Source organism: Bacillus sp. MC1252 (assembly GCF_056838025.1).
Map to the genome: position 1 here is coordinate 2,188,523 of NZ_CM166369.1, position 25,579 is coordinate 2,214,101.

Sequence of the window (25,579 nt, forward strand, 5' to 3'; positions counted from 1 at the left end):
TTTAGGAGGGTATTTGTATGGAAAAGAAAACGAAATTATTAGACAGTGAATGGGTTCAATTATTACGCGAAGCTCGCAAAGCAGGGCTAACAGTTGAAGAAGTCCGTCATTTTCTCAAATCAAAGGAAAAGTCCTCTGAGTCTCCCCCTCTGGTAAGAAGTCATTCTATCAAACCTTTCTGAATGTGCTATAATATCGAAAGGAAGGTGATGACATTGATTGGCCAGCGTATTAAACAATACCGCAATGAAAAAGGCTACTCACTATCAGAACTGGCCGAAAAGGCTGGGGTAGCGAAGTCTTATTTAAGCTCAATAGAAAGAAACTTGCAAACAAACCCCTCCATTCAATTTCTTGAAAAAATCTCCGCCGTTCTGGACGTCTCGGTTCATACACTGTTACACGAAAAAGATGAAACCGAATACGATGGTCAATTAGATAGTGAATGGGAAAAACTAGTTCGAGATGCAATGACATCAGGGGTTTCGAAAAAGCAATTTCGTGAATTTTTAGATTATCAAATCTGGAAAAAACAGCAAGAAGAGGAGTAAAGCGCACGTTTTAGCGCATACTCCTCCAATTGCTATGCAGAGCTTATATATCAGTCTAAAGACTGGATTTATTTTTTATCTTCGCTGTGTGCTTTTTCGTTTTCTTTCACGTAGCCTTTTTCATCCGTATGCTTTTTGGGATTGATCGTTAAACCATTCCACTGAGTCGCTTCGAAGGAAAGATCAATTTGAATCGCATCGCCTTGGTATTTATTTTGGATATAGTGACCAGCTTTATCCTTCGTCTGGTCATTGACAAATTCAATGATCATTTCCATTTTATCGTAATCAAACGGATTCTTTGGAATGCCGTCATACTCTGGAGCCACTGTTCCATCAACGGTTGCTACATTAATTTTACCACTTTCATGTAAAAACTTCTCATCGACGGCATGACGAAGCTTTTCAAATGCGGTCTGATCCTGTTTGGACGTTAATTGATGCAGGTCAAGCAGGTTTGCATGGTCTAAAATAATATTTTTCGGATAACCATTTCCACCTTCGGCTCCAACCGTAAGAACACTCACCTGAAACTGGCTGAGGAATTCTTCAGCTGTATTCTTACCGCCATTCTTCGCAGAAGTTCCATCTTTAAACTGGCTATAATCAAGACTCATCAGCACTTGATTAATCGCAAGCGACCCCTTATTTTCAAAATTAAATTCTTTCTTTATTCGGTCACCAGGTTTTAAGTTCGCAAGGTTGATGGCGCCAGAGTTCTCTTTTGCAGATAAATTCAGCTCTCCTGTCGAGTAGACCGCGTTTGCCTTTTCTACATCATTAAATGCCGCCCAAGTTCCCCCGCCGATTAGAGCAAGGCCTAATGCCCCTGATAATACACCTAAACGAATTGATTTTTTGATAGCCATGAATAAACCCCCTAATAAATTGTTTTATTGAAACCTAATTAGGTTACAAACGAAAATTTATGCTTGTTTCTCTGACATATGTAAATCAGCCGTGTGTCTTCGATGTTTCGCAGCGCCCACAAAATGAATTGTTGAATAAACGAGCAGCATCACACCTGGTATAATCAGCAGCAAAGCGGTTCCAGCCGAGGTCCCGGCATACGAAAGAAACTTTCCTGCATAAGGGATGTTCATTCCCGTATACTGCGCAACCACTTGATCCGCTTTTACCAGCGTGCCGTCTTGATACATATTGTGGTCTCCTTTTGTCTCAAAGGCTTTATTTGTTCCATTTCCTTTTACCCCAACAATTCGGTGAGTCACAAAGGACTTGTCTTGCTTCGTTTGAAAAGTGATAATATCCCCTTTTTTGAGCGTATCAGGTGAGGTCACATGTTGTACTACAATCAGCGACCCAGCCGAAAATTCCGGTTCCATTGAGCCAGATAATACTTGCTTGAATTGATAACCGAAAATCTGAGGATCTCCACCTGTTGTTCTTGATGACAACACAACAATAATACATGCAATCATCATTGTGAAAACCGTTGCGTAAAGAATACTGCCAGACATTTTCATCCATTTTTTCATGTCTCTTCTCCCCTTTTCATATCATTTTTTTCATTCAGCAGACAGCTCCATTTAAGATATCTTTTCTTGACAGCTTGAGAGCTGCATATGTTTAGACCAAAAGAATGTTTTTTCAGATGCACCAATTCCATTAGGAAAATAGATTTTAAATGCATAGATTCCATTCGTTTTTGCTTTATCTGTTGTGACAGTCGTCGTTTCTTCTGATGAAAGGTGTTGTATAGAGCCCTTTTCAAGAATATGACCATCCTGTAATGGTTTCTGATCACTTTCTACTTTGTGTAATTCCCACTTCCATTCAGAGTGCGCTATGGGTTGTCCAATATTTTTTAATGTCATGCTCAGCTTTTGAGGCGCACAGACTGTTCCTTCGATCATCGTTTGATCTATGAGCTTTAAATCACTTTTATCCCATTTCTTTGGCTGACAATGCTGATCTGTCTGTTCAAAATCTTCACACGTGTTCATCACAAAATTTGTATGCTCGACATCGTTAAAAGAAGCGTTAGTAGATGTGATAAGAAGAGACGTGAAAATTAAACAAATGGAACTAAAGAGTACAAAGAGCGACTGTTTCATATTCTTCCAACTCCTTGAACGATTGTTCTTTAAAAAGAACGATTACATTCAGTATAAGGAAATACCTATAAAACCCAAAACGTCAAATTAGTCCATTTTGTTCTTAAACAAGAACTCTTCCGAGAAAATTCTTCCATTTTCTCATTCTTTCGCCATATTCTATATTTTTTTCTGTGACATTTGTACTTCTTAAAAATTTACATAAAAGTGTAGGATTTGGTCAGGATAATAACTGATGAGGTGATGTTAAGTGAAATATAGAAAAATCATGATCATGCTCAGTTTACTGTTGGGTCCTGTCATACAAGACGCCAAACCTGCAGATGCGAGAGGATTCACTACTGCCGCAGATCAATGGGAAACAAGAGCTGTCAAAGAAGCAAAGAAAAGATATCCGTTAGCACAAGTCTTATTTAAACAAAAAGTATGGGACAGGCACCGGGAAAAAGAATCTGTGAAACAGTATCATATTACGTTAAAAGATCATGCCAAAGAATTTGGGGTATTTGTCACCATTTCCTATAACCCTTACTCAAACAAGGTCAATAAAGTCATTGTCGTTGAAGAATACAGCTAAAGCGGCACAAAAAAACCGCCTGCTGGCGGCTTTTTACTTTTGTCGATGTCGTTTTTTTAGCATCATTGAAAAGCCAAACGGCAGAACACCAAATAAGCGCTGTGAAAATGGCGGTTTTGTTTCCATCTTTTCTTGTTTATGTTCCTTCCGTTCGTCACGTGGTGTATTCATATATTTAATGATTTCCTGTGTCATATATTTTACATAGTCATTTGTTTTCAACGAACATTCACCTCTTCTTCCTTAAAGTGTTACCAGGAAGAGTGTGATTTTATACACTGGCTAATCAGGGATTGTCCATTTCATAATTTCACCGGTCTTCCCATCCATCACCAATTCCCGCTCATCTGCTAAACCATCCTTTGTTTTAACGCCGACCAGCATATGGACATGTTTTTTCTTTTGATCGCACCCGATCTGTTTCAATGTCACACGTCCTTCTTCAGTGTCCACATGAGTATTCGGCTGATCACAAATACGATTTAATTTGCTTGCAGCCTCACTTACACCCATTCTAAATAGCTGCTGTTTTTTATAAAAGGAAATCGTCAGCTCTGCACTTTTCAGCTCATTTTGAAACCCAATCGTCATCGAGCCTAGGATCAAAAGGAAGAAAAGAATCGTAGCAAGTACGTGCGGATAGATAAACCCTTCTTCACTTTTCACGTTTTTTAGGAACCACTCCTTTATATGTGAAAAAAATGGCTTCATACACCTTACCAGATACATCTGTGACTTCAAGGATTGTTGTTTGCTGATCTGTTCTGACGCGAAATTGTTTCACCTTTTGCAATAAAGGAAGATGCCCCGCCTGATCCATTCGCTTCCGCAGCATCTCTTGATATGGCTCAACCCTCACAACTCGCCCTTGGTCGGAAATATACTCTAACACTTTTCCTTCTTTCACCGCTCTAACAGCCAGTGCACGGCTTAATTCCTCCTCTAATTGCAGTACAGTTTGCTTCCACTCCATTTGTGAAAATTGGTTGATTTCTTCAAATGGATGGGCTTTCTCTGCAACAGAAAAGATGAGCACACAGCCAAAAGAAAGGAACAGAAATAGTTGCAATTGCCACAAAGCTTGTACAAGTGTAAATCCCTGTTCATCATTCAACATGACGAAAGCATATCGTCTTCTTTTTGTGTACTTTGTATGATACACATCCCCTCTGCTTACTCCAATGGAGTTCATATGTGATCTCGCCTCTCTTCTTTTTGACGGATGGCTTTGTACCTTCTATGAACGCTTCGTTCATATGTTCATGTAACACTTGGTAAGCTTCAAGTTTTGCTCTTAATTCCTTTTTTCCCATCATTAGTTTTTCATAGGCTGGCATGAGCACAAGAGCTGCAAATAGAAAGGTATGGCAAGCTAACAGCATCTCAAACGTACTAAATCCTCTATTGTTTTTGAACATGGATCCGCCCGCTCCCTAAATAAATCGTGAGTTTATAAGTTTGACTGCCAAATTGAACAATGAGAGATCCGCCGCTGCTCGGATGTCCATTTACATTAAAGTGGATCCCCTGTGGAAATGTAGAATGCTTGATGATGCCTTTTTTATGCTGATGAGAAGCAATCACCTCATCACCATTTTGATCTATTATTTGATAGGATACATGGTGTGGATGAATGTCAACATTCACACGGGTTTTTTTGATAAATGCCGTATAAGCAGCCAATTGGAGATCTTGTTTCATGATGTTCACTTGTTTTTTTGCTTCAGCACTTTCTAATATACTTGGGACTTTTCCTCCTATGACCGACAATAGAATAGATAAAACAAGTAAGATCATGAGCTGTTCAATGAGGGTAAAACCCTTCTCATGTAAAAGCAACTTATTCATGCTTCACGTCGCCGTTTTGAATGACAATGGCTTTTCCATTAGGACAAGTTAATCCCTTTTTGACATAGCCTTCTTTTTCTAATTCAGCTAAAGATGGTGTCTTGCCATCATGCTCTAATTCATATGCCATCACCTGTGTACTCACCATTGATTTGAGCCCTTCACAGCCCTTCGCTTGAATGCTTTGATGGTGACGTGTGATATTCGGAATGGTAATGAGTAAAAGAATGGAAATCACGAGCATGACAATTAACATTTCCAACAGTGTAAATCCTTTATCATTCATGCCTTTGTCCTCCTCCTCACACTTGTTCCATTAGTTGATACATCGGTAAAAGAATAGATAAATACACAATGAGTATAAGGAGCGCTGTCAAACCATATATGACCGGCTGCAGCCATGAAACCCATTTTTCAATTTTCAGCTCTGCATTCTCCAATAGGAATTGACTATACGTGTACAATTCTCTTGCAAGCATCCCGCTAGCTTCACCATGCTTGATGACAGCTGCAAAATGTTTTTCGAAAAAAGGAGACCCGCTTAGTTGATGTTCCATGCTTTCTCCTTTTCTTAATTCTCCAATCATCTGTTCAGATATTTCTTGAAGAAAGGGTAAATAGCTTTGCTGTTTGAAAGCTTGCAAGCTTTCATACATCGATAATCCAGCTTGAAGAAGCCCGCTTAGCTGAAGGGAAAAAAGATACGTATGCATCAGCTGCATCCCTTTATATAACACAGGCAGCCTGCTCATCACTCTCAGTTTCTCAAGGGCTGACTTTTTCCTAAAAAAGACATGATAATATCCAGCCAAAAAGATACACATACAGCCTATGATGAGGAGGAAAGCGTGTAGGAATTGAAAGAGTCCAAACATCCCTTGGATCAGCCATGACATGCGGGTATCCATCGATGAGTACAATAAAGAAAATTGAGGAATGATCATCTGCTGAACAAGTATTAGCACAACCAAGACCGTAAAGACGAGGAAGATCGGGTACCGTAACATACGTTTGAACGTGTCTAACTGCTTGATTTTTTTCTCTAAAAAACGTGAGCTTTGCTCAAGAGCGCGTGCTAGGCTGCCATGCTTCTCTGAAAAACAGAGAATGGCGATGACTTCCCGCTGAAAATGGAGTCTCTCCAGCACCACATAAAAAGACTCCCCTTCAAGCAGCCACTGAATGCCTCTTGTTAATAGCTGCTGTTGCTTCTTTGATAACTGGATATTCACCATCGTTAATGCCTCAATCAATGTATATCCAGCTTGAATCAATTGAGCAAGTTTTGATAGAAATTCAGCTTGTTCTCTTCTAGACCAGGCTTTAGAGACTCGCTTCTTCATAAACCCAGCGATGATATGTGTTTTTCGATAGATAGCCCAGTGCCACTCCTTTACGAATTAATCTTTGCAGTGTTTCATATGACGAGTGAGCATATTCTCCTTTGGCCTCTTTGATACACTCACCAAGCTCCTTTCCGTAAAGTAATTCAAAAACATTCGTTCGTCTGACCGGTCGATTTAATTTGCAATATAGCTGACACGTTTCCCCGCAAAATGGACACGTGAGCTCGATTAATCGCTGTGCAGCAATCGCAACCATTGTTTGTTCGAGCTCATTCATCGTCACACCAAATTCAAGCATTCGGTAAAGGGCACCTTTTGCATTTTTCGCATGCAGCGTACTCATCACTAAATGGCCTGTCAGTGCTGCTCTAATTGCCGTTTTGGCTGTTTCAGCATCTCTTATTTCTCCTAGCACAATCATATCTGGGTCATGTCTTAAAATAGCGCGTAATCCCGCCGCATACGTGATGCCTGCTTTTTCATTGACTTGGACCTGTAACACTTCTTCATTTCTTGTTTCCACAGGATCTTCAAGTGTAATAATATTTCGGTTGAAATGCTTTTTTGCAAACTGTATCAATGAATAAAGTGTTGTTGTTTTCCCTGAATTGGTTGGCCCAGTAAATAAAATGAGTCCATGCGAATGATTCAAAAATGATAATAATCTGGCTGAGGCTTTCGGAAATAACGACAGATATTTTGTTTTCGGGATATGATCCTGCGGTAAAATCCTAATCACTAAACTTTCATCATTTACAGTCGGTAATGTAGACATTCGAACAAACACTTGGCCAGTTCTCAGCATCACAGCCAATGACCCGTTTTGCGGTCTCCTTTTTTCGCCGATATCCATGGAGGATAAAAATTTAAAATGAGCAATTAACCGTTCCCCGCTTTTTTTATCAATGGCTCGCTGCTGGATTAAATCTGAGTCTACACGGAAAGATACCGAAGCTTCCTTTTCTTTTGGGACAATATGAACATCAGATGCTCTCATGCGGCATGCTTCTTCTAGCAGCTCTTGTCCCAAATATTCAATACCATACAAGTGGTTCACTCCTTTCTCTGACCCTATTGTAAGATGGAGGAACCCGTCTGACAAAAGCGCATTTCACGATTTTAATGACTGATAAAGCGTTAAAATCCTTAACTTAGGATGCATTTTATTAAATATAACAAAAAACCTGACTTTTACAAGTGCAGGTTTTTTGATCATATTGCCTCTTCAAAGATACGGAATCCTCTCTTTTCTAACGCTTTTGCAAGGCTATGTTCAGTATTTACTTTTGAGAAATCAATGCCAAGTTTGACAACTGTCTGAGCAATCTCTGGCCGGATACCTGAAATAATCGTCTCAATTCCTAGAAGCTTCGCACTATCAACCACTTTAAAGAGCTGATAAGCAACCATTGTATCAACAACTGGTACGCCAGATATATCAATAAATAAATGGATCAAACGCAGTCTTGAAGCCTGTTCTAGTACTGACTCCAAAATAATTTTGGCCCGGTACGTATCAATTTCGCCGATCAGCGGTAAAATCCCGATCTCTTTTGATACTGGAATAACAGGGGCACTAAGTTCTTGGATCATTTCTCTTTGTGCATTTAGCTGACTCAGTGTCACGCGGTCATATTCTTCTGATAAACGCTCAATCATATCATCAAACGTCCCGTGAAAATGCTGATTCCATCCGCACACATCTTGCAGCGTCACTTCTAGCTCTGTTTCTTGTGTGAATGTCTCGATTCTCGAACAGAAGATGTGGCGGAATACCTTAAATTGGCCGATGATTTCATATAAGGGCACCTCGTGAACTGCTCGATCACGAGCGATATCAACAGACCACTTTTTCAAATGGTTCTCTGCTTTGTCTGATACCTTTACAAGCGTCGCTGCAATGGTTTGAATAAACGCTGTGTTTTGTTCCTTCAGTTTCTTTTCTGTCTCCTCTGAAGCATGTTTAGAGTATAATGAACCTTCTTCTGTTCTTGTTTTCAACCATTCTTCGGTCATGACAGGCGCTTCTTTTAGAATAAATTCATATAATTGTTCAGATTTTTCATTTTTCATTTATTTCTTTCGCTCCTTTTTCACTTAAAACTAGTGACAAACCAAACTTTATGTATAAATGACCGCAGATGGTGAACAATATCATTACACGTTTGATATTGGGCTATAGCCAAGTGGTAAGGCAATGGACTTTGACTCCGTGATCGTTGGTTCGAACCCAGCTAGCCCAGTTCAGCACAAAAACGAAGACGGCTGAAGCATGTTTCAGCTGATCTTCGTTTTTTATTAGGAAACCGATTGATGAATCGCTATCTTTTTTGATATTTTCATGAGTTCCCCGGGATTATAGCCAACCACTAATTTATTCCCATCAATGATGATCGGTCTCCGCAGCAACTTTGGTTTTTCAATGAGAAGCTCAAGTACCTCGTTTACTTTTAAATCATTAATATTTAAATTTAAGCTTTTAAAAGCTTGGCTTCGCGTGGCTAAAATTTCATCCATTCCCTCTGTCGTTAAGGAAAGAATCTTTTTTAATTCATCTAGAGTTGGCGTTTCTCTGAAAAGGTGACGCTCTTTAAAATCAATTTGATTCGCCTTTAGCCAATGTTTTGTTTTGCGGCAAGACGTGCAGCTCGGGTATGAATAAAAAGTAATGTCACTCATTAGTCTTCCTCCTTAGGTCGTTAACCTTTTCTCTTATGGAGTAAGTACCCTTATGTATTTAGGCATAAACACTTTTTCAAAAAATTTTTTTCATCTTACTAAATAAATGTTCACACGTTGTCAAAAATGTAAATGTTTACATAACAAGTGATGATCAGCTATAATATGAATCAAAGGGGTTTTTAAGGGGAGGGAAAGAAATGAATCGCATGTTCCGCGTGCTTGGCTTTTGGACGGGTATTTTTGCTGTCATGTTCTATTTAGGACATATGAAAGATGCATCCTTGCTGTTCTTCGGTCAAACCGTTCTTTTTGTATTTTTATCCTACTTGAATTTATCCGAAAGAATGTATATTTACATTTTCGGAGCGTACTTGACGATTTTCTTTGCCGGATTTACATATTATTCGATTTTCATCATGGTTCCCGGTACCGGACATTAATAGAAAAAAGCATCTCATTGAGAAGAGATGCTTTTTTCATACCTACATTTAAAGAGAAAAACCATGAATAAACGGATTTTGTTCCTGCTCCGTGAGCACAGTTGTTTCCCCGCCATGTCCACTTAAAACGAGAGTGGATTCTGGCAATGATAACAATTTGTCATGAATCGATTGAAGCAGCACTTCCTGGCTGCCGCCCACTAAATCTGTTCTCCCGATGCCGCCTTGGAATAAAGCGTCACCAGAAATGACAAATCCCTCCTCCGCCGAGTAGTAAGACATACTGCCTGGTGAATGCCCAGGTGTATGGAATATGTCTAATGTAAACGATCCGATTTGAAGAGTACCTTCTGACGTAATCAATTTTTCAGCTTCTTTGACAGTAATTCCATTTCCAATCAATCGAGCTGAGCCGTTTAACTCAGCATTCGTGAGCCACTCTTTTTCATGTTCGTGTACATATAGTGGCACTCCCCACTCTGCACGCACCTCATCTGCCGCACCAATATGATCAAAATGGGCATGTGTCAGTAAGACAGCGAGCGGTGTGAGCTGTTTTTCTTTCACATAGGAAATCAGCTTTTGCGCTTCACCACCTGGATCAAAAATTAAGCATTCTCCCTGCTCGTTTTTCCAAATATACGCATTTGCTTGTACATAGCCTAGTGGCATTCTTCTCCAATTCATTTTTCATCACCTACTTTATTCATTCTTTTTTATTATGAAGGCTATTCAATAAAAATTCAAACAATCGTCAACTGGAATCTACTCGACAAGCTTTATGAAAACGGTTAAAATGAAAAGAAAGGAAATCAAGGGGATTGATGACAAAGGGGGATTTTCATATGATGCTCGTCATTATTTTCGGTCTAGTCACGATTTTAGCCGCTCTCGGCATCTATCGCTCACTTAAAAAAGTGAACGTACTTGCCATCGCTTTTGCTGGCGCTACATTTTTGGTTTTTGGATGGTTTACTGTCATGACCATCATCTATAGCGGTTATCCAACTGCACATTAAAAGCCTGCATGTAGCAGGCTTTTTTTATTGATTCAAGTGCTTATTCACGCTTTCTAATTTGCTTGTAAGGGTTGTTGTTTGATCCCGTCTGTCATCAATGCGGATATTGGTTGCTACTCTGTGTAATCCCTTTTCAAAAGGTGCCTCATGAATGCGCTGAATGACCTCAAATAAAACGGATAATTCACCTTCAATTAACGTATTCATAGGTGTTAACTGATATTTGATTTTCCCTTCTTGTTGAAAGCCTTCCAAAATTCTTTGTACATCTGCTACATATGAACTCACGCTTGGTGTTTCAGTTCCTATTGGAATGATGGTGACATCTGCTATGGCCATGTTTCTTGCTCCTTTCAATTGAATCCTCATGTTTCCTCGTCCTCATTGTAACCTATCCTCATTTAAAAAAGCCATGATCACGTTGCGTTTAAGCCAGGTTTGTCTCGTTCTATCGTCAAATCCGTCCTCTCTACCTTCCCAATCTTTGTGAACAGAAGCAGGCAGATACCAGAAACAGCTTCAATGATCCCTCCTGCTGCAATAACGTACCCAGAACCAAATAGAGTGGCCATATAGCCGCCGATGAGGGCACCTAACGGAATCATTAAGTAGGAGATCATGTTGATAATCGCATATACCTGCGGCTGATCCTCTGCCTTCACTGACAATTGAATCATCGTATGTTCGGGAACATTGACTGCACTGATGGCTGCGCCTAAGGCAAAAGCTGATATAAACACAAGTGGTAATAATGCGTTCATTCCTGTGATGAAGAATGCGATTCCATCAACGATCCCTGCGCCTATAAACAGCAATCCATACCGATTCACTTTGATCTTTGTCAAAACAAACCCCATCAAAAATGCGCCTAGTGCTGTTGTGACTTTGATCAATGAATAAACCACCGGTCCACTATTTAATTCTTCTGTCAAATAAATAACAGACAATGCTTCCCAGGGCGCTGCAGCGAAGTTTGAGCAGACGCAAAAAATCGCTAATGGAAACAAAATATGATGGCTCCTAACAAGTGAAAATCCCCTCATTAATCTTTTGCCATATGATAGCCCTTTTTTGCCTTTATCAATGATGACTTCTGTTTGATATGTAATCATTAAAACCAATAAAGCTGATATGAGGTAAAGAGGAATGATCACAAGCATTGTATACCCTACCCCCACAAACGCGATCATGACACCACAAACCGTAACCGTCACAAGCCTTACCACATGACTTGCTGATTGGATGGTTGCATTCGCTTTTTGTATGACGTCCTCATGCACAAGCTTTGGAATAATTGATACCGACGCCGGTTCATAGGAGCCTCCTGTCGCCGAATGCAGCAGCATACCGCCAATGATGAGTGCTAATGGGGAAAAACCATGAAAGTAACTGATCACGATCACAAGGATAATCGCTCCTCGCGTTAAATCAGCAAAGCACATCCAGAATTTCAATTGATGCGGCCTCATCATTGGGGTAATAAATGGCCCGACGATCGCTTGAGGAACAAAGCTGACCGCAATAAAAAACGCTGTCCCTATTGCCCCTTTCCCGCCTAGCACTAAAAGCCACAAGATGGTGTTGAAAGATAAACTATCAGCAGTGATTTTGCACATTTTAGAAACAAATAAGTAAGTAAAATTTCTTTTCCACAGGCTTTGAGCACTCAATGATCGACATCTCCCTAAAACATATCCTTTTTTTTACATCTATTTCTTTCACAATAGCTTACAAGGAGGCCCTCGTCAATCACTTCAACGCTGTTTTTATTGACAATAAGAAATTGATTTATTTTCAAATGTTAAAAAACACCAGACAGGTGCTTTTTAACACTTACAAGCTTCCCATAATAGCCGCTTTGTTTTTTCATAAATGGAATCAAATTGATTCATGGAAAGAGGATTCTTCCCTAGACCAAGCTCCACTGTATAGCCCTCACTTTGAAATTGATAAATAAACCAATCACGATAGCCTGCATAGCTATCAAGGTATTGAATCGGTTTGTAGCCGCTCACCTGTTCGAATCGTTTGACCGTATCTTTGGATATCGCTGGTTCGTGGCCAAGAAAGCCCCAGTATATCTCTTCTCCTTGTGTATGAAGGGCGATCAGCCGGTCAAAGCGCTTGCGTAACGCAAGATTTGCCATCGCTTTCGCTTCTGGTTCTGTTAACGGCTGATCACCAGGAAAATCCCTATAAGACGGCACCTTCGGCTGATTACGGTAGTATTCGATTTCCCAATAAGCAGGAAATTGATTGTTTAAATCAACTCCTCGAATATTAGCTTTCCATTCTCTATAATCGGAAAACCCACCATTTAGCGATGTCAATTTTTCACTGCTTAGACCTAGTGATTCTGGGCCATTGCGAACCAAATCCACTCCATCTGGATTAACCATTGGCACGATGGATAGTGCGGTGGTTTGCAGTATATGAACCGCTTCATAATGTCTCGCTTGCACTGGATCAGACGCGGCTAAACAAAGGGATTTCAACCATTTTAATAAAACAGAGGTGGTGATCCATTCATTTGCATGAAAAGAGGCATTGAGATGAATAGAATGTAAATGCTGAGCTGGCTCTGTCCGAATTTCATAAATAGGCGTATCAAGCACTGAATGACCAATCACACTGATATCAAGAAAAGGAAATACGGCTTTCAAATGTCTTAACTCTTCTTCTAATTGAGCACTATCGTATTCAAATGTTCCGTTGATCCAATCATCTGATTGCTGCAGCCGGTAAGGTGAAATAAATCTCTGCAAATCACCTATGGAATGAAATGCATGGGTACCTTCTGGGAATCTATACCCCGGTAAAAGAAGATGCTCGGTACTTGTTTGATTGGATAAATGGAAAGCCGCTTTCCCTATTCCAAGCTGCTTTGCCACATCATCCAGCTTGGCTTCATCCAGCTGCCATTCAATTTTTCCAAACGACGTTGTCTTCATTTACATCCCTCCTCTCATACTATATGAGCCAGCATGAAAAAAAGAAAACCTCTGCTTCTAAAATAGCAGAGGTTTTCTCATATGTTAGGACGCCTTTTTCAGCTTACTCTCATCTTCTTTTTTGGAAGGTGAATGGTCCGGGCTGCTCCGGTCATAAAATCTAAGGAGATCCCCGTAGATAATTTGATCAGAGAATTGAAGCTCTTGCTTCGCCTTTTCTTCATAAGACTGACAAACGGTTTCATCGTCTCTTGGCTCGCCCGTTTCTTTATTGTAGCAAACACCGTCTGTGAAAATGCTGTCCTTCGTAATAAAGCTTCCATCACGGAGCACTGTAAAGTCATTTGTATCTTTCGATAATAGGTCATGACCAAATTGAATTTGCTGACTTGTATCAATTCCTAGAAGGTTGAGTACAGTTGGACGGATATCCACCTGACCACCCACCGTATCAATTTCTTTTGGATTCTTATCCGTTATCCCTGGTATGTGTACAACAAACGGTACTTTTTGAAGCTGCACTTCTTCAAATGGTGTAATCTCTTTATTTAAGAATTGTCCCATAGCTTCGTTATGGTTTTCTGAAATTCCGTAGTGATCCCCATATAAAACAAAAATGGAGTTGTCGTATAAACCTGCTTCCTTCATCTTTTCAAAGAAAATCTTAAGTGCCTCATCCTGATAACGCACTGTAGGGAAGAACTTGTTTAACGTTTTGCTCTTAGAATCATATTCATCAATAAGCTTATCTTCTTCGTCTAGATCAAATGGAAAGTGATTCGTTAATGTAATCAATCTCGTATAGAAAGGCTGCGGGATAGACTTCATCAATTCCGCTGACTGCTCGAAGAACGGACCATCTTTCAATCCCCAGCCAACTGAGTTCTCTTCATTCACATCAAATGAGTTAATATCAAAAAACTTATCGTAGCCAAAGCTATCGTAGATCAGGTCACGGTTCCAGAAGCTTTTGTTATTCGCATGAATAACAGAAGAGTGATAGCCCTCATCCTTTAACAGCTCAGGTATGGCTGTATACTCATTACTTGGATTTGTAAAGAACACGGCCCCTCTTCCAAGTGAGTAGAGAGAATTATCAACAATAAACTCTGAGTCAGAGGTTTTCCCTTGACCTGTTTGATGATAGAAATTGCTAAAGTTGTAACTTTTCTTGATTAATTTGTTCAAGAACGGGGTGATTTCTTTCCCATTCAATTTTTCGTTGACCACAAAGCTCTGAGTAGACTCAAGTGATACAAGAATGACATTTCGTCCTTTTGCTTGACCGAACGTTTTTTCGTTACGGTCGGTTTGATTCGCGCTTACATAGTTTTCAATTTCGGTTAAGTTATTGCTGTCAGCAAGAGCCCGTTGAGCGGACTGCTTCGATTGCAGAACCCCATCATAAATATGGAAGTTATATAAGCTAATATTTTTCACTAGCATCTCACGGTCGAATGAACGAGTTAACAGTTCTGGTCTTTCAGTTTCAGCCAAGCCAAGGTTAAAGAAGAATGTGGCTGCCACAAATAAGTAATATGCTGCTCGTTCCTTTCGTGAAATGGTGACATCCGTTCTAAAGGAAGGCTGTTTTTTATAGAGCCAAATTAAAATGATGATATCAACGAACATCAGCAAATCGACTGGTTCAATTAAAGAGGTAATACTTGACCCGAGGTCACCCATATTGTTTGTTTGAAATAGGACGGGGATGGTTAGAAAATCACTATAGAATCGATAAAATACAATGTTGGCTAACAAAATGAATGTCAGGATAAAGCTCGTCACGATGATATATCGATTGCGATTTTTTTCTTTAAAGAATAAACCGATACCGAAGATAAACAAGAGAAAGCTAAGCGGATTAATAAACAGGATAAACTCCTGCATGAAATTTTCAATTTTGATATTAAAGCTAGATTTATAGATAACATAGGTTTTGACCCACATTAACAAAGTCGCAATCAGTAAAAATGACATCGCCTGTAATCTTTTCTTTCGCATTGTAACCTCCTTATGCTTGACACGCACTCAGGTTAGGGGCATACCCTAATTATTGGTGCTTCTTCAAAAACAACTAAAATATATCTTATCCTGTCTGTGCTGGAAAATCAATGTCTTTTTCCCCATGACAAACTTATGAATATGCTAAACATTCAATTTCATGCCCATATATCGCTTTTTTTAATAAAAATGACATCATTATGACTTTTTGTTCAAGACAGCCATTTATTTTTTGCCATCCATGCCCCGCCGATCACACCTGCATCGTTTCCAAGTGATGCAATGACAACCTCGACATCTTCAGCACAAGGCGGGAATGCATGATGTTTGACCACGTGCTCTACTTTACTGCGAAGAAGCTCTCCTGCTTTAGAAACACCACCGCCAATGACGATCTTTGTTGGGTTTAAAGCACTAGCAAGATTCGCTAGGACAAGTCCAAGGTGGGTCGTCACTTCTTCTACGACACGCATTCCAAGATTATCTCCGTTTTCTGCCGCCTGAAACACATCCTTTGCAGACAGCGAAGCGAGCGTCCCAAGTGAGGATGTATGCTGCTCGGTTTCTAATTTATCCTTTGCAAGCCGGACGATGCCGGTGGCAGACGCAATGGTTTCAATACAGCCTGTTCTTCCGCAGTTACACGGTGCTCCTTGAAATGGAACTGCACAAATATGGCCAATTTCTCCGCCAGCACCTGTTTCACCTTGAACAACCTCCCCATTTACGATAATGCCGCCGCCAACACCCGTTCCAAGTGTGACCATAAAGATGTTTTTTGCACCATCTCCTGCACCCTTCCACATTTCACCGAGTGCAGCAATGTTCGCATCATTTTCAATTACAGATGGAAGTCCCGTTTCGGCCTCTAAGTGATCTTTCAAAGGATAGTTTGTCCAGCCCAAATTCGTTGTTTTATAGACGATTCCGGATACTTTATCGACGGGTCCAGGTGCTCCCATTCCTATACCAATGAGAGCCGATTTTGGCATACTGATCTCAACCAGTTTATGATCAATTGATTTCGCAATATCGACTGTGATCGTCTGCCCAGATTTATCCGTAGGAATCTCCCACTTATGCTGAATCTCACCATATAGATTAATGAACGCAAGCTTAATTGTCGTACCGCCAAGATCAACCCCTACAAACCAATCCCCTGTCATATGCCCTCCACCTTCACATTGTTTTTCTATTTAATTTGGCCAATTCCATTTGAAGAATGGCCATTGCGTTTGACCATTCGTTTCGGTCTATGATTCCCGATGTATACATTTCCTTCAATTCATCTGCCATAAATTCTAACTCCACTTCACGATCTCCAAAATACACATAATTTCCAAATCTCATGAGCAGCTGCTGTACATCATATAACGTTTTCATTATTTCCACCATTTCTTTCAATCAACAGATAGGATAAGCGTATTCATAAATGCGCTTTCAGTCAAGTCATTCAACGTGTTTGAGTATTTTCGATATATTGTTTCAGCTTTAAAAATTGATCATTTTCAGGATCTTGTTTTAACGCTTTCTCAATTAGACTTTCTGCTTTTGCTGTTTCCCCTTTTTCTACGTACAACAATGATAAATGATACAGTTTATTCGGTTCATTTGGATCTTTTTCGAGCGACTTTCGCAAAAATTGTACCGCCTTGTCAAGGTGACCCAGCTGTGCTTCAGAGAGTGCATATATATGAAGTGCTTCAGCTGATGCATTCTTTTGGTACACATATTCCTCTAGACGTTTACTTGCTTCGCTATAGTTCTTATCATCAAATAAACTCGCTGCCTCACTTGTTGCCGCTGCTTCCTTTTGATCGTCGGAATGAAATCCTGTATACAATCCAAAACCACCAATAAGCAGAAGGAGAAGACTGGCAAGAAGCATTTTGACAGGCTGCAGCTGTTTAGGCAGGCGGACAGCTAAGGCTGCTAAAAAACCGCCAACAAGGCCGCCAAGGTGACCGGCATTATCAATACCTGATACGGTGAACCCTATTCCTAAGTTGATCAAGATGATCACAATAATATTTGTCCCCATCGTCCGAAAGAAAAGCTTGCGGTTAGAGATCGCTAAATATAACAGTGCGCCTAAACAGCCAAAGATCGCGCCTGATGCACCGGCTGCGATCGCCGTATTAAACAGAAAGCTCGCAATTGAGCCAAATATGCCGGACACCAAATAGATGAGCAAAAATCTTCCTGACCCATAAATTCTCTCAACAGCCGCACCAACGGACCAAAGAGCAAATGTATTGAAGAGTAAATGCGTCAAGCCAATGTGTAAAAACATCGGTGTAATCAGGCGCCACCATTCACCATCTAAGATCAGTACATTATTTTTAGCACCAAACGCAGTTAAAGTTGCCGTATTTGTACTTCCGCCAGACAGCTCAAGTAAAAGAAACATGACAACTTGAACAGCGATTAGCAAGTAGGTGAAAATCGGTCTGCCATTTTGAAAAACGGCCCGTTCTCGTTCCCGCTGCTTTTCCTGGTCGTCAAACGCCTGTAGCACGTTCATTTTAAGCTGCACGGCATCTTCAGCTGTATCTGTCTTCGCCTCTTCTACATCAACTGAAAGTGATGTATTCAGCCATTTTTGCAGCTCGTGCACATCGTTTTGAAGAGCTTCTTCATTGAATAAAACAGGTGTAATTGTCACCTTTTGTTTTTTATACGGCTGACCGTTTATATCTTTCCAAACATCTACTGGATCGTCAGCTGTAAATTGAAGCTGCAAGAGATGGAGAGATCGTTTACGCATGGCTTCTCTCAGCTGATTCATCCGAAACGTCTGCTCTTCAATATCTCGAACGATCTCCTGTCTAAAGTTCACATCTTTTCTATATAGACGGATGAGATCATACCCTGAGTTTCGTGGTGCTTCAAAAAATATTTCATCTTCTGGGTAAGGACTTTGAATCATCTCATATCCTTTTTGTCTTAGTTCATCAACAACTCGCCAAAATAGACTATCTATGACATTCATTTATTTGCGCTCCATTTTTTACATTATTATAACAAGAATCATTCTTATCCGCATTTCTGAACAAAAAAATCCCGGCTTTTGCGGGATTAGAATGCTTGGCGAATAAATTTCGTCCGAAAATATGGGATTTTCATCAGCCACTTAATAAAAAAGTGACGCACTTGATTTTGACCTAAGATCAAATTCATCAGCCGATAACGATTTTGCACGAGAACGAATGCAAACAGTGTGAACACAATGCTCCAAATCATTTTATTCATGATATTCCCTCCTATGTTCGTATCGTGGCTTAAATAGGATTTGTTTATACATGAACAGCCTTTTTTATCGGAAGTGATCACCTTTCCTATGGTAAAACGTCATCAACAAAAAATCCGCTCTTATGCGTAAGCAGCGGACTTTTACTCATGATATAACGGACCTTTCTCACTGACAATCATAGACACCGGTATGTCGTGCGTTTCAGCCGGAACATGCTCTATTTGCTGGACAGACAGACAAAGAGCAAGTGTTACGCCGTGATAGTCAGCTAAGAAACGGTCAAAATAACCGCCACCGTATCCAATACGGTAGCCTTGCTGATCGAAGCATACCCCAGGAACAATCACCAAATCGATCGCTTTTTTATGTACAGCTGCCGATGTTTCAGGGTCTGGTTCTGATAGCCCAAAGTACCTGGATGTCATCTTCGTTTGCGGTGTATATTCATAAAACGTCATCTCTTTCGTTTCCGGGAAACAGGTTGGTACGCACACTGTTTTACCTTCCTCCCACGCCTTATCAATCAGAGGTCTTGTAGGTACCTCTTTTCCTCTAGACATGGTCAGCGCAATCGTTTTCGCCTGTTTCCATGCGGTTAATTGAAACAGATGCTCATATAGTAAAGTCGTGTTTTGTTTAAATTCCTCAGAACTCATCTGCTCAATCTTTGCTAATGTTTGACGCCGAAGCTCTTTTTTCACAAGGATCATCTCCCATCATAAAAAAACAGCAGGAAAATTCCCTGCTGCTTACTTTGTTTCACGATGTAAAGTTTGTTTTTTATCACGTGAGCAATACTTTTTGAATTCAACGCGATCTGGATTGTTTCGCTTATTCTTTTTAGTAATATAGTTACGCTCACCGCATTCAGTGCAAGCTAGAGTAATATTTACGCGCATATTTTTCCCTCCAAACTAAAATCAATTCACATTCAGACCTAACTATAATACCACTTCTATCTTAGGAATGCTAGAATGTTTTTCACCAATTTCATTTTTCGTGCATTCCACCCGCGTTCTTATCCGTATTGCACTGTCATTTCATGAAAAATCGCCCGCTCCCCTATAAAACCTCAGGCCTTTGTCGTACTGTATACATGAGAACCCCTCTTCTATCCACTGTCTTTTTTGATCTGTCAGCCTTCTTTTATTTTGACAGTGAGCAAGGTTTTCATACTCGTTTTACATATAAAAAGAAAAATGATGAAAAAAAGGTGATTTTCTTCAGCAATTCCTTTTGAAACTAGCTTTTTTGTGGTATAAAAAAGAAGGGTCGAAAACTGTCTGAAACAATCATGAAAGCCTTTTTTGGCTTTCGGCATTAAAATATGAATAAAAGGTGATGAAACATGGAAATTGCAATTATCGGATTGCTTGTTGTCAGTATTGTACTGATCGCATTCTCATATTTTCAAAGAGAACCGATTAAAGAAGTCGAGCAGGAACTTGAAACACTTCAACTATCTGCAATGCAAGAAATCTATAAACTGAAAAAGAAAATGAAAGTCCTTGAAGAAGAATTGCTTGAAACAAACATCGTTGTCCGCAAGCATTCAGAAATTGATCCATCTATCGCAAGACAAATCATTTCAAAGCATCAAAATGGCATGTCTCCTGAGGCGATAGCACGCGCTGAGCATGTGTCTGTAGAAGATGTCAACATGATCATTAAAGACAACGAGAGGGTGCTTGTATGACGAAAAAAAGCATCCAAACGTTCGCAGCAGGTATGATTCTTGCCACTGGCGTTCTGGCCATCGTGTTTTTCCTCACAGGAAAAGATGAAGCAGCAGCTGATTCTACGACAAAAGAAACCCTCGCAGCGAAAGTGACAGACACTGACGTGAAAAATTATTTAGACTCTAAGAAAGAAGTATCCGTCAGCCGCGAAACGTATCAGCAGCTTCTTGATTATAAAGAAAAAGCGCTGAAAGCGAACGAAGACGGCGATTCTAAGAGCGATAAACAAACAACGGACAAGTCAAAAGGCAAATCGGTTAAATTCGTGATTAAAAACGGTATGAGCACAAGTGATGTTTCAGACATGCTTGAAAAAGACGGAATCATTAACTCGTCTAAAGATTTTAATGATTACGTGATTGACGCAGGCTACCATAAAGAAATTCGTGCCGGCAAATTCAATTTAAAAACAGGAATGACATTCAAACAAATCGTCAAAGCCTTAACAAAATAACATCTAAAATCCCCTGGCGGCGCTGACCTCCAGGGGATGTTTATTATCCAAATCGTCCAGATATATAATCATTCGTTCTTTGATCGTTTGGCTCTGAGAACATCACATTTGTATCATTGACCTCAACAAGCTCGCCCATCAAGAAAAAGGCAGTTCGATCAGATACCCTTGCCGCTTGCTGCATATTGTGCGTCACAATGGCAATCGTGTATTTCTCCTTCAATTTCATAATCAATTCTTCGATCTTTAATGTTGAAACAGGATCAAGCGCTGATGTGGGTTCATCCATTAATAGGATGTCTGGGCTTGTGGCAATCGCTCTTGCGATACATAGACGCTGCTGCTGACCGCCGGAAAGACCTAATGCAGGCGCACTTAAACGATCTTTCACTTCATCCCAAAGTGCGACATCCCGAAGCGCTTTTTCAGCAATTTCTTTCAATTGCTGCTTGCTCTTCACTCCATGAATTCTTGGGCCATAAACGACATTATCAAAGATAGACTGAGGGAATGGATTTCCTTTTTGAAACACCATCCCGACGTTTTTACGCAGTTCTACTAAATCGACACGTCCTTTTAAGATGTTGTCGCCGTTATACATCATATCCCCTGTGATTTTCACACCTGGCACTGTTTTGACCATGAGATTCAAGGTTTTAATAAACGTTGACTTCCCGCAGCCTGATGGGCCGATAATCGCTGTGACTTCATGCTCTCTAATGGCTAAGTCAATATGTTTCAGTGCGTGGTGCTGACCATACCAAAGGTTCATATCATTCACACGAAACACTTCTTTTGCTGCTGCTTTAGTTGCTACTGCATTCATCAAAATCCACCCGCCTTATCCAAATCGACCATTGATATAGTCTTCTGTTTTTTGCTGCGCAGGACGTGTAAAGATACGTTCAGTCGCATCATATTCCACTAGATCACCGTTCAGGAAAAAGGCCGTACGATCAGATACACGTAACGCCTGCTGCATGTTGTGTGTGACAATGACAATTGAATAATCATGTTTTAATTCTGTTAACAGCTCTTCAATTTTTGCATTTGAGATCGGGTCTAGGGCAGAAGCAGGTTCATCTAATAAAAGCACGCTAGGCTTCATCGCAAGTGTACGTGCAATACAAAGGCGCTGCTGCTGACCGCCTGATAATGAAAATGCAGAGCGGTGCAGACGGTCTTTGACCTCATCCCATAGCGCCGCCTTTGTTAAGCTTTCCTCTACCGCATCATCAAGCACTGATTTTCTTTTTTCACCCGCATACTTTAACGCATGGGTAATGTTGTTGTAGATCGATTTAGGAAATGGATTTGGTTTTTGGAATACCATGCCGATTTCTCTTCTTAAATTCACCACATTAATGCGGTCATCCAAAATATTTAACCCTTCGTACATGATCGCTCCTTCACTTCTCGCGCCTGGAATCAAGTCGTTCATTCGGTTAATGCTGCGTAGAAAGGTTGATTTCCCGCAGCCTGATGGGCCGATTAATGCGGTAATCGCGTTCTTCTCAATTTCGAATGAAATGTGATTAACCGCTCTTTTTTCACCATAATAAATGCTTAAATCCTGCACCTGTAAAATCTCTTCCGCTTGAAGTGGAGCCTTTTTTGCTGCAATCTCTTTTTTTTCTGCTAGCATTTGAACCATATCCCCTTCACACCTCTCTCACATTATTTTGACGTAAGCTTCTTATGAATAAATGAACCAAGCCATCTAGCTGCTAAGTTGAACACTAAGACTGAAAGCACAAGTACGGCTGATGCACCATTTGCAATGGCTTCTGCATCTGGTATGATCCCTTGTGTATTGACGTTCCATATATGAACGGCTAATGTTTCGGCCGGTCTGAAAATATTCAGCGGTGACGTATCAGAAAAAGGACTCCAGTTTGTAAAATCAAGACGCGGTGTTGAGAGACCTGCTGTGAAAAGAAGAGCAGCCGCCTCCCCGAAGACTCTTCCTGATGCTAAAATCGCACCGGTAATAATAGAAGGAATCGCACCTGGAATAAGGACTGTCTTCACCGTATGCCACTTCGTTACACCGAGCGCAAGTGATGCTTCCTTTTGATCTTTCGGTACAGAGCGCAGCGCGTCTTCTGTCACCCTGACCATCACTGGTAAGTTAAACACAGTGAGCGCAAGAGCTCCCCCAATGATCGTATAGCCCCAGCCTGTTAAATTCACAAACATGAGTAAACCAAACATGCCAATGACGATAGATGGAAGTGACGATAGCACTTCAATACATGTACGAATAAAATCTGTGACTTTGTTTTGAGGTGCATATTCCGCCATGTACACTCCGCCGCCGACGCCAAGGGGCACTGTGATCAGCATCGTAATAAATAGAATGTAAAACGAGTTAAACAGCTGATCCCGAATACCGCCGCCAGAGCCAATCGCACTTGAGCGAGTTGTCAAAAAGTCAAAATTTAATTCTTTTGCACCGTTGAAAATGATATAAGAAAACAAACCAACAAGAATCGCCGTAATAATGGCGGCACATAATCCAAAAACAAATGTGGCAAAACGATCGGTCATTTTGCTATTCATTAAATCTTCCTCCTAGACGACAAGTATCTGATAATGAGTATGAACATAAATGATACAACTAGAAGGACAAGTCCCATTGACCAAAGTGTATTGTTTTCAACACTTCCATACGTTGTGTGACCCATGTTTAACGTAATAATGGTTGTTAATGTACCAGCTGTGTCCATAATGCTCTCTGGTAGATTACGCGTGTTTCCAATGACCATCTGAACGGCAAGGGCTTCTCCAAATGCTCTTGCCATTCCAAGCACGACCGCTGTCATTAATGTCGGAAGAGCTGCTGGTACAAGAACACGTCTGATCGTTTGCCATCTTGTTGCGCCTAATGCATACGATCCCTCACGTAAACTTTTTGGAAGTGAAGCCATTGCATCAGTTGCAATGGATGTAACGGTTGGGAGAATCATAATAGACAGGACAATCGTTCCTGCTAGCACGCTATGCCCTGAGCCGCTTGACTTGAAATGTCCGATAAACGGTACCAATACTGTAAGACCTATGAATCCGTAAACAACGGATGGAATCCCTACAAGCAATTCAATGACTGGCTGGAGAATTTTTCGTCCCCAAGCAGGTGCAATTTCTGTCATAAAGATTGCGCCTGCGATGCCTAGCGGCGCTGCAATGAGTGCCGATAGGAGTGTGACGGCGATTGATCCAAAGATAAATGGAAATGCGCCGTACTGCGGGTTTTCTGCTGTTGGGTTCCAATTGATACTGGTTAAGAACTCAATTGGGCTTACACCATTTACGATGAAAGATTGTAAACCCTTAATGCCAAGGAAGATCGTGATGGCGATGGATACAGCAATCATTAAGAATGCGCAAAATCTCACCAAAATACTTCCTCTTACTTCATCCATTTGCCTATTTTTCTTCGAGCTGATCAGTCGATCGCTCGCTTCTGTCTGTTCTATCTGCTTCATCTTTTTCTACACTCCTATGAATGTCATAAAAGGAAAAGTGAAAAGCTCCACTTTTCCTTCATCAGCAATTCAAGACCTATTACTTATCTGTTTGTTTGCCTGTTGCGTCTCTTTCTACTTTCATATTAGAAACTGAGATGTAGCCTTGGTCTTTGACGATTTCTTTTTGTACTTCGTCACTCATGAGGTAATCTAAAAATTGTTTTGCTAGACCATCCGGCTCACCTTTTGTATAAGAGTGCTCGTAAGCCCAAATTGTATATTTACCGCTTTCCACATTGCTTTCTTCCGGTTTCACACCATCAATGCTAAGCGGTGTAATTTTGTCATCTGTTAAATAAGAGAATGCTAGGTATCCAATCGCACCTGGTGTTTCTGCAATCAATTTTTTCACTGTGTTTGAAGAATCTTCTGTGATTCCTTCTGCAGGTGTTGCACCATCAAGCGCATATTTCACAAATGTTGCACGAGTTCCTGAAGAGTCAGGTCTGTTCACAAGAGTGATTTTTTGGTCTTTCCCGCCAAGCTCTTTCCAGTTTTTGATTTTACCAGTGAAGATTTTTTTCAATTCGTCCTTTGTGATGTCTTTGACACCAACTTCAGGGTTTACAGCTGCGGCCATTCCAACAACTGCTACTTTGTGGTCTTTTAAAGCTTTTGCGTCGATTCCGTCTTTCTCTTCTGCGAATACATCTGAGTTACCAATTTGTACAGATCCTTCTGAAACTTGAGAAAGTCCTGTTCCTGAACCGCCGGCTTGTACTTGAATATCGGCTTTTGGATGTTTATCCATGAATTTTTCTGCTGCCGCAAGAACTAAAGGCTGCATCGCAGATGATCCTGAGATGGTAATGGAACCTGATGCCTCATCTTTGTTTGAAGCATTTCCTTTACTGTCTTTTGAATCTCCGCTTGAGCTGCTGTTTCCGCATGCTGTGACGAATGCTAACAATGCGATAGTAAGGAAAGTAAGCAGCCATAATTTGTTCTTTTTCATTTCAAGAATACCCCCTGAATAATTTGTCCTACGAGTAATACATTAAAGGTTCTTTATTAATTTCGTTTAAATGGAATGTTAAGGTTTTGTAAATGTCGAAGTGTTGTAGAGATATTGCGGAGTTTTTTGTGGTTTTTGTCAATTTATATCGA

General features: G+C 40.5%; 36 protein-coding genes and 1 tRNA gene. 8 read left to right on the plus strand and 29 right to left on the minus strand.

Annotated elements, in window-relative coordinates:
* Positions 1–17 precede the first annotated feature (17 nt).
* Positions 18–182 carry an anti-repressor SinI family protein gene (locus tag ACYH0L_RS11095; RefSeq protein ID WP_099726660.1) on the plus strand — a complete coding sequence of 55 codons (165 nt, stop codon included), beginning with the start codon at positions 18–20 and terminating at the stop codon, positions 180–182.
* Positions 183–215: 33 nt separating this feature from the next.
* The gene (gene sinR, locus ACYH0L_RS11100; protein ID WP_099726659.1) at positions 216–551 is read left to right on the plus strand and encodes a transcriptional regulator SinR; all 336 of its coding nucleotides are present in this window, start codon (positions 216–218) and stop codon (positions 549–551) included.
* Between the two features lie 68 nt (positions 552–619).
* Here sinR and tasA read toward each other — a convergent pair whose 3' ends face one another.
* The 3 genes from tasA to tapA are packed head-to-tail and all read right to left on the minus strand — an operon-like array spanning position 620 to position 2,629.
* Positions 620–1,420, minus strand: coding sequence for a biofilm matrix protein TasA (gene tasA / locus ACYH0L_RS11105; RefSeq protein ID WP_099726658.1), 801 nt, complete (start codon positions 1,418–1,420; stop codon positions 620–622).
* A gap of 57 nt (positions 1,421–1,477) precedes the next feature.
* Positions 1,478–2,050, minus strand: coding sequence for a signal peptidase I SipW (sipW, locus tag ACYH0L_RS11110; protein WP_099726657.1), 573 nt, complete (start codon positions 2,048–2,050; stop codon positions 1,478–1,480).
* Between the two features lie 51 nt (positions 2,051–2,101).
* A complete protein-coding gene (gene tapA / locus ACYH0L_RS11115) occupies positions 2,102–2,629 on the minus strand; it encodes an amyloid fiber anchoring/assembly protein TapA (RefSeq protein WP_230030384.1) in 528 nt (175 codons plus the stop codon).
* Positions 2,630–2,879: 250 nt separating this feature from the next.
* Here tapA and ACYH0L_RS11120 point away from each other — a divergent pair, with 250 nt between their 5' ends.
* Complete coding sequence (locus tag ACYH0L_RS11120; protein ID WP_099726655.1) at positions 2,880–3,206, plus strand: YqzG/YhdC family protein; 327 nt, start codon at positions 2,880–2,882, stop codon at positions 3,204–3,206.
* Between the two features lie 33 nt (positions 3,207–3,239).
* On the opposite strand, the gene ACYH0L_RS11125 is transcribed toward ACYH0L_RS11120, so the two are convergent.
* From ACYH0L_RS11125 to ACYH0L_RS11165, 9 genes are all read right to left on the minus strand, one after another.
* Entirely contained in the window at positions 3,240–3,428 is a 189-nt protein-coding gene (locus tag ACYH0L_RS11125; protein WP_008360237.1) for a YqzE family protein, read from the minus strand.
* Between the two features lie 60 nt (positions 3,429–3,488).
* Positions 3,489–3,872 (minus strand): competence type IV pilus minor pilin ComGG, encoded by a 384-nt coding sequence (locus ACYH0L_RS11130; protein ID WP_099726654.1) that lies wholly within the window; start codon positions 3,870–3,872, stop codon positions 3,489–3,491.
* Positions 3,862–4,398 (minus strand): competence type IV pilus minor pilin ComGF, encoded by a 537-nt coding sequence (gene comGF / locus ACYH0L_RS11135; RefSeq protein ID WP_257213624.1) that lies wholly within the window; start codon positions 4,396–4,398, stop codon positions 3,862–3,864. The genes ACYH0L_RS11130 and comGF overlap by 11 nt, the downstream gene beginning before the upstream one ends.
* Complete coding sequence (gene comGE / locus ACYH0L_RS11140) at positions 4,313–4,624, minus strand: competence type IV pilus minor pilin ComGE (protein WP_099726652.1); 312 nt, start codon at positions 4,622–4,624, stop codon at positions 4,313–4,315. The genes comGF and comGE overlap by 86 nt, the downstream gene beginning before the upstream one ends.
* Positions 4,608–5,054: a competence type IV pilus minor pilin ComGD gene (gene comGD / locus ACYH0L_RS11145; protein ID WP_099726651.1), complete on the minus strand. Its 447-nt coding sequence runs from the start codon at positions 5,052–5,054 to the stop codon at positions 4,608–4,610. The genes comGE and comGD overlap by 17 nt, the downstream gene beginning before the upstream one ends.
* The gene (gene comGC, locus ACYH0L_RS11150) at positions 5,047–5,340 is read right to left on the minus strand and encodes a competence type IV pilus major pilin ComGC (RefSeq protein WP_008360227.1); all 294 of its coding nucleotides are present in this window, start codon (positions 5,338–5,340) and stop codon (positions 5,047–5,049) included. The genes comGD and comGC overlap by 8 nt, the downstream gene beginning before the upstream one ends.
* A gap of 16 nt (positions 5,341–5,356) precedes the next feature.
* Positions 5,357–6,397 (minus strand): competence type IV pilus assembly protein ComGB, encoded by a 1,041-nt coding sequence (gene comGB, locus ACYH0L_RS11155; protein ID WP_410608564.1) that lies wholly within the window; start codon positions 6,395–6,397, stop codon positions 5,357–5,359.
* On the minus strand, positions 6,378–7,448 hold the full coding sequence (gene comGA / locus ACYH0L_RS11160; RefSeq protein WP_099726649.1) for a competence type IV pilus ATPase ComGA: 1,071 nt from the start codon (positions 7,446–7,448) through the stop codon (positions 6,378–6,380). Before comGA ends, comGB begins: the two co-directional genes overlap by 20 nt.
* Positions 7,449–7,612: 164 nt before the next feature.
* A complete protein-coding gene (locus ACYH0L_RS11165) occupies positions 7,613–8,473 on the minus strand; it encodes an STAS domain-containing protein (RefSeq protein ID WP_099726648.1) in 861 nt (286 codons plus the stop codon).
* A 99-nt stretch (positions 8,474–8,572) separates the two neighbouring features.
* On the opposite strand from ACYH0L_RS11165, the gene ACYH0L_RS11170 reads away from it, so the two are divergent.
* Positions 8,573–8,643 (plus strand) — tRNA-Gln (locus ACYH0L_RS11170).
* Between the two features lie 55 nt (positions 8,644–8,698).
* Here the strand turns inward: ACYH0L_RS11170 and ACYH0L_RS11175 are convergent.
* Complete coding sequence (locus tag ACYH0L_RS11175) at positions 8,699–9,079, minus strand: Spx/MgsR family RNA polymerase-binding regulatory protein (protein ID WP_482354021.1); 381 nt, start codon at positions 9,077–9,079, stop codon at positions 8,699–8,701.
* Between the two features lie 200 nt (positions 9,080–9,279).
* On the opposite strand from ACYH0L_RS11175, the gene ACYH0L_RS11180 reads away from it, so the two are divergent.
* Positions 9,280–9,522 carry a DUF2626 domain-containing protein gene (locus ACYH0L_RS11180; protein ID WP_003217440.1) on the plus strand — a complete coding sequence of 81 codons (243 nt, stop codon included), beginning with the start codon at positions 9,280–9,282 and terminating at the stop codon, positions 9,520–9,522.
* Between the two features lie 48 nt (positions 9,523–9,570).
* On the opposite strand, the gene ACYH0L_RS11185 is transcribed toward ACYH0L_RS11180, so the two are convergent.
* Complete coding sequence (locus ACYH0L_RS11185; RefSeq protein ID WP_099726647.1) at positions 9,571–10,209, minus strand: MBL fold metallo-hydrolase; 639 nt, start codon at positions 10,207–10,209, stop codon at positions 9,571–9,573.
* Between the two features lie 158 nt (positions 10,210–10,367).
* On the opposite strand from ACYH0L_RS11185, the gene ACYH0L_RS11190 reads away from it, so the two are divergent.
* Positions 10,368–10,541, plus strand: coding sequence for a DUF2759 domain-containing protein (locus tag ACYH0L_RS11190; protein ID WP_003217333.1), 174 nt, complete (start codon positions 10,368–10,370; stop codon positions 10,539–10,541).
* 24 nt (positions 10,542–10,565) lie between these two features.
* On the opposite strand, the gene ACYH0L_RS11195 is transcribed toward ACYH0L_RS11190, so the two are convergent.
* From ACYH0L_RS11195 to rpmG, 10 genes are all read right to left on the minus strand, one after another.
* Positions 10,566–10,880 (minus strand): MTH1187 family thiamine-binding protein, encoded by a 315-nt coding sequence (locus ACYH0L_RS11195; protein WP_099726646.1) that lies wholly within the window; start codon positions 10,878–10,880, stop codon positions 10,566–10,568.
* A gap of 77 nt (positions 10,881–10,957) precedes the next feature.
* Complete coding sequence (locus ACYH0L_RS11200) at positions 10,958–12,211, minus strand: MFS transporter (RefSeq protein ID WP_099726645.1); 1,254 nt, start codon at positions 12,209–12,211, stop codon at positions 10,958–10,960.
* A 156-nt stretch (positions 12,212–12,367) separates the two neighbouring features.
* A complete protein-coding gene (locus ACYH0L_RS11205) occupies positions 12,368–13,492 on the minus strand; it encodes a M14 family metallopeptidase (RefSeq protein WP_099726644.1) in 1,125 nt (374 codons plus the stop codon).
* An 84-nt stretch (positions 13,493–13,576) separates the two neighbouring features.
* Positions 13,577–15,496 (minus strand): LTA synthase family protein, encoded by a 1,920-nt coding sequence (locus ACYH0L_RS11210; protein ID WP_482354022.1) that lies wholly within the window; start codon positions 15,494–15,496, stop codon positions 13,577–13,579.
* Positions 15,497–15,708: 212 nt separating this feature from the next.
* Positions 15,709–16,662, minus strand: a complete 954-nt coding sequence (locus tag ACYH0L_RS11215) for an ROK family glucokinase (RefSeq protein WP_099726642.1) — start codon at positions 16,660–16,662, stop codon at positions 15,709–15,711.
* A 13-nt stretch (positions 16,663–16,675) separates the two neighbouring features.
* The gene (locus ACYH0L_RS11220; protein ID WP_099726641.1) at positions 16,676–16,879 is read right to left on the minus strand and encodes a YqgQ family protein; all 204 of its coding nucleotides are present in this window, start codon (positions 16,877–16,879) and stop codon (positions 16,676–16,678) included.
* Between the two features lie 70 nt (positions 16,880–16,949).
* Complete coding sequence (locus ACYH0L_RS11225) at positions 16,950–18,488, minus strand: rhomboid family protein (RefSeq protein ID WP_099726640.1); 1,539 nt, start codon at positions 18,486–18,488, stop codon at positions 16,950–16,952.
* Positions 18,489–18,574: 86 nt separating this feature from the next.
* On the minus strand, positions 18,575–18,748 hold the full coding sequence (locus ACYH0L_RS11230) for a hypothetical protein (RefSeq protein ID WP_017367602.1): 174 nt from the start codon (positions 18,746–18,748) through the stop codon (positions 18,575–18,577).
* Between the two features lie 141 nt (positions 18,749–18,889).
* Positions 18,890–19,450 (minus strand): 5-formyltetrahydrofolate cyclo-ligase, encoded by a 561-nt coding sequence (locus ACYH0L_RS11235; protein ID WP_482354023.1) that lies wholly within the window; start codon positions 19,448–19,450, stop codon positions 18,890–18,892.
* A 48-nt stretch (positions 19,451–19,498) separates the two neighbouring features.
* Entirely contained in the window at positions 19,499–19,648 is a 150-nt protein-coding gene (gene rpmG, locus ACYH0L_RS11240; RefSeq protein WP_008360061.1) for a 50S ribosomal protein L33, read from the minus strand.
* 449 nt (positions 19,649–20,097) lie between these two features.
* Between rpmG and ACYH0L_RS11245 the strand changes: the two genes are divergently transcribed.
* Together ACYH0L_RS11245 and ACYH0L_RS11250 are read left to right on the plus strand one after the other, a co-directional pair.
* The gene (locus tag ACYH0L_RS11245) at positions 20,098–20,445 is read left to right on the plus strand and encodes a hypothetical protein (RefSeq protein WP_003217285.1); all 348 of its coding nucleotides are present in this window, start codon (positions 20,098–20,100) and stop codon (positions 20,443–20,445) included.
* Complete coding sequence (locus ACYH0L_RS11250) at positions 20,442–20,942, plus strand: endolytic transglycosylase MltG (RefSeq protein WP_099726637.1); 501 nt, start codon at positions 20,442–20,444, stop codon at positions 20,940–20,942. Before ACYH0L_RS11245 ends, ACYH0L_RS11250 begins: the two co-directional genes overlap by 4 nt.
* Before the next feature lie 43 nt (positions 20,943–20,985).
* On the opposite strand, the gene pstB (ACYH0L_RS11255) is transcribed toward ACYH0L_RS11250, so the two are convergent.
* The 5 genes from pstB (ACYH0L_RS11255) to ACYH0L_RS11275 form a co-directional block, all read right to left on the minus strand.
* Positions 20,986–21,768 (minus strand): phosphate ABC transporter ATP-binding protein PstB, encoded by a 783-nt coding sequence (gene pstB, locus ACYH0L_RS11255; protein WP_099726636.1) that lies wholly within the window; start codon positions 21,766–21,768, stop codon positions 20,986–20,988.
* A 15-nt stretch (positions 21,769–21,783) separates the two neighbouring features.
* A complete protein-coding gene (gene pstB / locus ACYH0L_RS11260; RefSeq protein WP_099726635.1) occupies positions 21,784–22,596 on the minus strand; it encodes a phosphate ABC transporter ATP-binding protein PstB in 813 nt (270 codons plus the stop codon).
* Between the two features lie 23 nt (positions 22,597–22,619).
* Positions 22,620–23,504, minus strand: a complete 885-nt coding sequence (pstA, locus tag ACYH0L_RS11265; protein ID WP_482354024.1) for a phosphate ABC transporter permease PstA — start codon at positions 23,502–23,504, stop codon at positions 22,620–22,622.
* A complete protein-coding gene (pstC, locus tag ACYH0L_RS11270) occupies positions 23,504–24,430 on the minus strand; it encodes a phosphate ABC transporter permease subunit PstC (RefSeq protein ID WP_034319569.1) in 927 nt (308 codons plus the stop codon). Before pstC ends, pstA begins: the two co-directional genes overlap by 1 nt.
* Positions 24,431–24,509: 79 nt before the next feature.
* A complete protein-coding gene (locus ACYH0L_RS11275; RefSeq protein ID WP_007501261.1) occupies positions 24,510–25,427 on the minus strand; it encodes a phosphate ABC transporter substrate-binding protein in 918 nt (305 codons plus the stop codon).
* Between the last annotated feature and the right edge of the window lie 152 nt (positions 25,428–25,579).

What these genes read in the sequence shown, in the direction of transcription:
- comGE (WP_099726652.1), bottom strand. Translation starts at nt 4,624, where the DNA reads ATGTTCAAAAACAATAGAGGATTTAGTACGTTTGAGATGCTGTTAGCT.
- ACYH0L_RS11225 (WP_099726640.1), bottom strand. Translation starts at nt 18,488, where the DNA reads ATGAATGTCATAGATAGTCTATTTTGGCGAGTTGTTGATGAACTAAGA.
- tapA (WP_230030384.1), bottom strand. Translation starts at nt 2,629, where the DNA reads ATGAAACAGTCGCTCTTTGTACTCTTTAGTTCCATTTGTTTAATTTTC.
- ACYH0L_RS11245 (WP_003217285.1), top strand. Translation starts at nt 20,098, where the DNA reads ATGGAAATTGCAATTATCGGATTGCTTGTTGTCAGTATTGTACTGATC.
- ACYH0L_RS11190 (WP_003217333.1), top strand. Translation starts at nt 10,368, where the DNA reads ATGATGCTCGTCATTATTTTCGGTCTAGTCACGATTTTAGCCGCTCTC.
- ACYH0L_RS11205 (WP_099726644.1), bottom strand. Translation starts at nt 13,492, where the DNA reads ATGAAGACAACGTCGTTTGGAAAAATTGAATGGCAGCTGGATGAAGCC.
- comGC (WP_008360227.1), bottom strand. Translation starts at nt 5,340, where the DNA reads ATGAATGATAAAGGATTTACACTGTTGGAAATGTTAATTGTCATGCTC.
- pstC (WP_034319569.1), bottom strand. Translation starts at nt 24,430, where the DNA reads ATGAAGCAGATAGAACAGACAGAAGCGAGCGATCGACTGATCAGCTCG.
- comGB (WP_410608564.1), bottom strand. Translation starts at nt 6,397, where the DNA reads ATGAAGAAGCGAGTCTCTAAAGCCTGGTCTAGAAGAGAACAAGCTGAA.
- ACYH0L_RS11210 (WP_482354022.1), bottom strand. Translation starts at nt 15,496, where the DNA reads ATGCGAAAGAAAAGATTACAGGCGATGTCATTTTTACTGATTGCGACT.
- comGD (WP_099726651.1), bottom strand. Translation starts at nt 5,054, where the DNA reads ATGAATAAGTTGCTTTTACATGAGAAGGGTTTTACCCTCATTGAACAG.
- tasA (WP_099726658.1), bottom strand. Translation starts at nt 1,420, where the DNA reads ATGGCTATCAAAAAATCAATTCGTTTAGGTGTATTATCAGGGGCATTA.
- ACYH0L_RS11175 (WP_482354021.1), bottom strand. Translation starts at nt 9,079, where the DNA reads ATGAGTGACATTACTTTTTATTCATACCCGAGCTGCACGTCTTGCCGC.
- rpmG (WP_008360061.1), bottom strand. Translation starts at nt 19,648, where the DNA reads ATGCGCGTAAATATTACTCTAGCTTGCACTGAATGCGGTGAGCGTAAC.
- comGF (WP_257213624.1), bottom strand. Translation starts at nt 4,398, where the DNA reads ATGAACTCCATTGGAGTAAGCAGAGGGGATGTGTATCATACAAAGTAC.
- ACYH0L_RS11095 (WP_099726660.1), top strand. Translation starts at nt 18, where the DNA reads ATGGAAAAGAAAACGAAATTATTAGACAGTGAATGGGTTCAATTATTA.
- ACYH0L_RS11180 (WP_003217440.1), top strand. Translation starts at nt 9,280, where the DNA reads ATGAATCGCATGTTCCGCGTGCTTGGCTTTTGGACGGGTATTTTTGCT.
- ACYH0L_RS11195 (WP_099726646.1), bottom strand. Translation starts at nt 10,880, where the DNA reads ATGGCCATAGCAGATGTCACCATCATTCCAATAGGAACTGAAACACCA.
- ACYH0L_RS11220 (WP_099726641.1), bottom strand. Translation starts at nt 16,879, where the DNA reads ATGAAAACGTTATATGATGTACAGCAGCTGCTCATGAGATTTGGAAAT.
- ACYH0L_RS11165 (WP_099726648.1), bottom strand. Translation starts at nt 8,473, where the DNA reads ATGAAAAATGAAAAATCTGAACAATTATATGAATTTATTCTAAAAGAA.
- ACYH0L_RS11230 (WP_017367602.1), bottom strand. Translation starts at nt 18,748, where the DNA reads ATGAATAAAATGATTTGGAGCATTGTGTTCACACTGTTTGCATTCGTT.
- pstB (WP_099726635.1), bottom strand. Translation starts at nt 22,596, where the DNA reads ATGGTTCAAATGCTAGCAGAAAAAAAAGAGATTGCAGCAAAAAAGGCT.
- ACYH0L_RS11275 (WP_007501261.1), bottom strand. Translation starts at nt 25,427, where the DNA reads ATGAAAAAGAACAAATTATGGCTGCTTACTTTCCTTACTATCGCATTG.
- sipW (WP_099726657.1), bottom strand. Translation starts at nt 2,050, where the DNA reads ATGAAAAAATGGATGAAAATGTCTGGCAGTATTCTTTACGCAACGGTT.
- ACYH0L_RS11215 (WP_099726642.1), bottom strand. Translation starts at nt 16,662, where the DNA reads ATGACAGGGGATTGGTTTGTAGGGGTTGATCTTGGCGGTACGACAATT.
- ACYH0L_RS11185 (WP_099726647.1), bottom strand. Translation starts at nt 10,209, where the DNA reads ATGAATTGGAGAAGAATGCCACTAGGCTATGTACAAGCAAATGCGTAT.
- ACYH0L_RS11250 (WP_099726637.1), top strand. Translation starts at nt 20,442, where the DNA reads ATGACGAAAAAAAGCATCCAAACGTTCGCAGCAGGTATGATTCTTGCC.
- pstA (WP_482354024.1), bottom strand. Translation starts at nt 23,504, where the DNA reads ATGAATAGCAAAATGACCGATCGTTTTGCCACATTTGTTTTTGGATTA.
- pstB (WP_099726636.1), bottom strand. Translation starts at nt 21,768, where the DNA reads ATGAATGCAGTAGCAACTAAAGCAGCAGCAAAAGAAGTGTTTCGTGTG.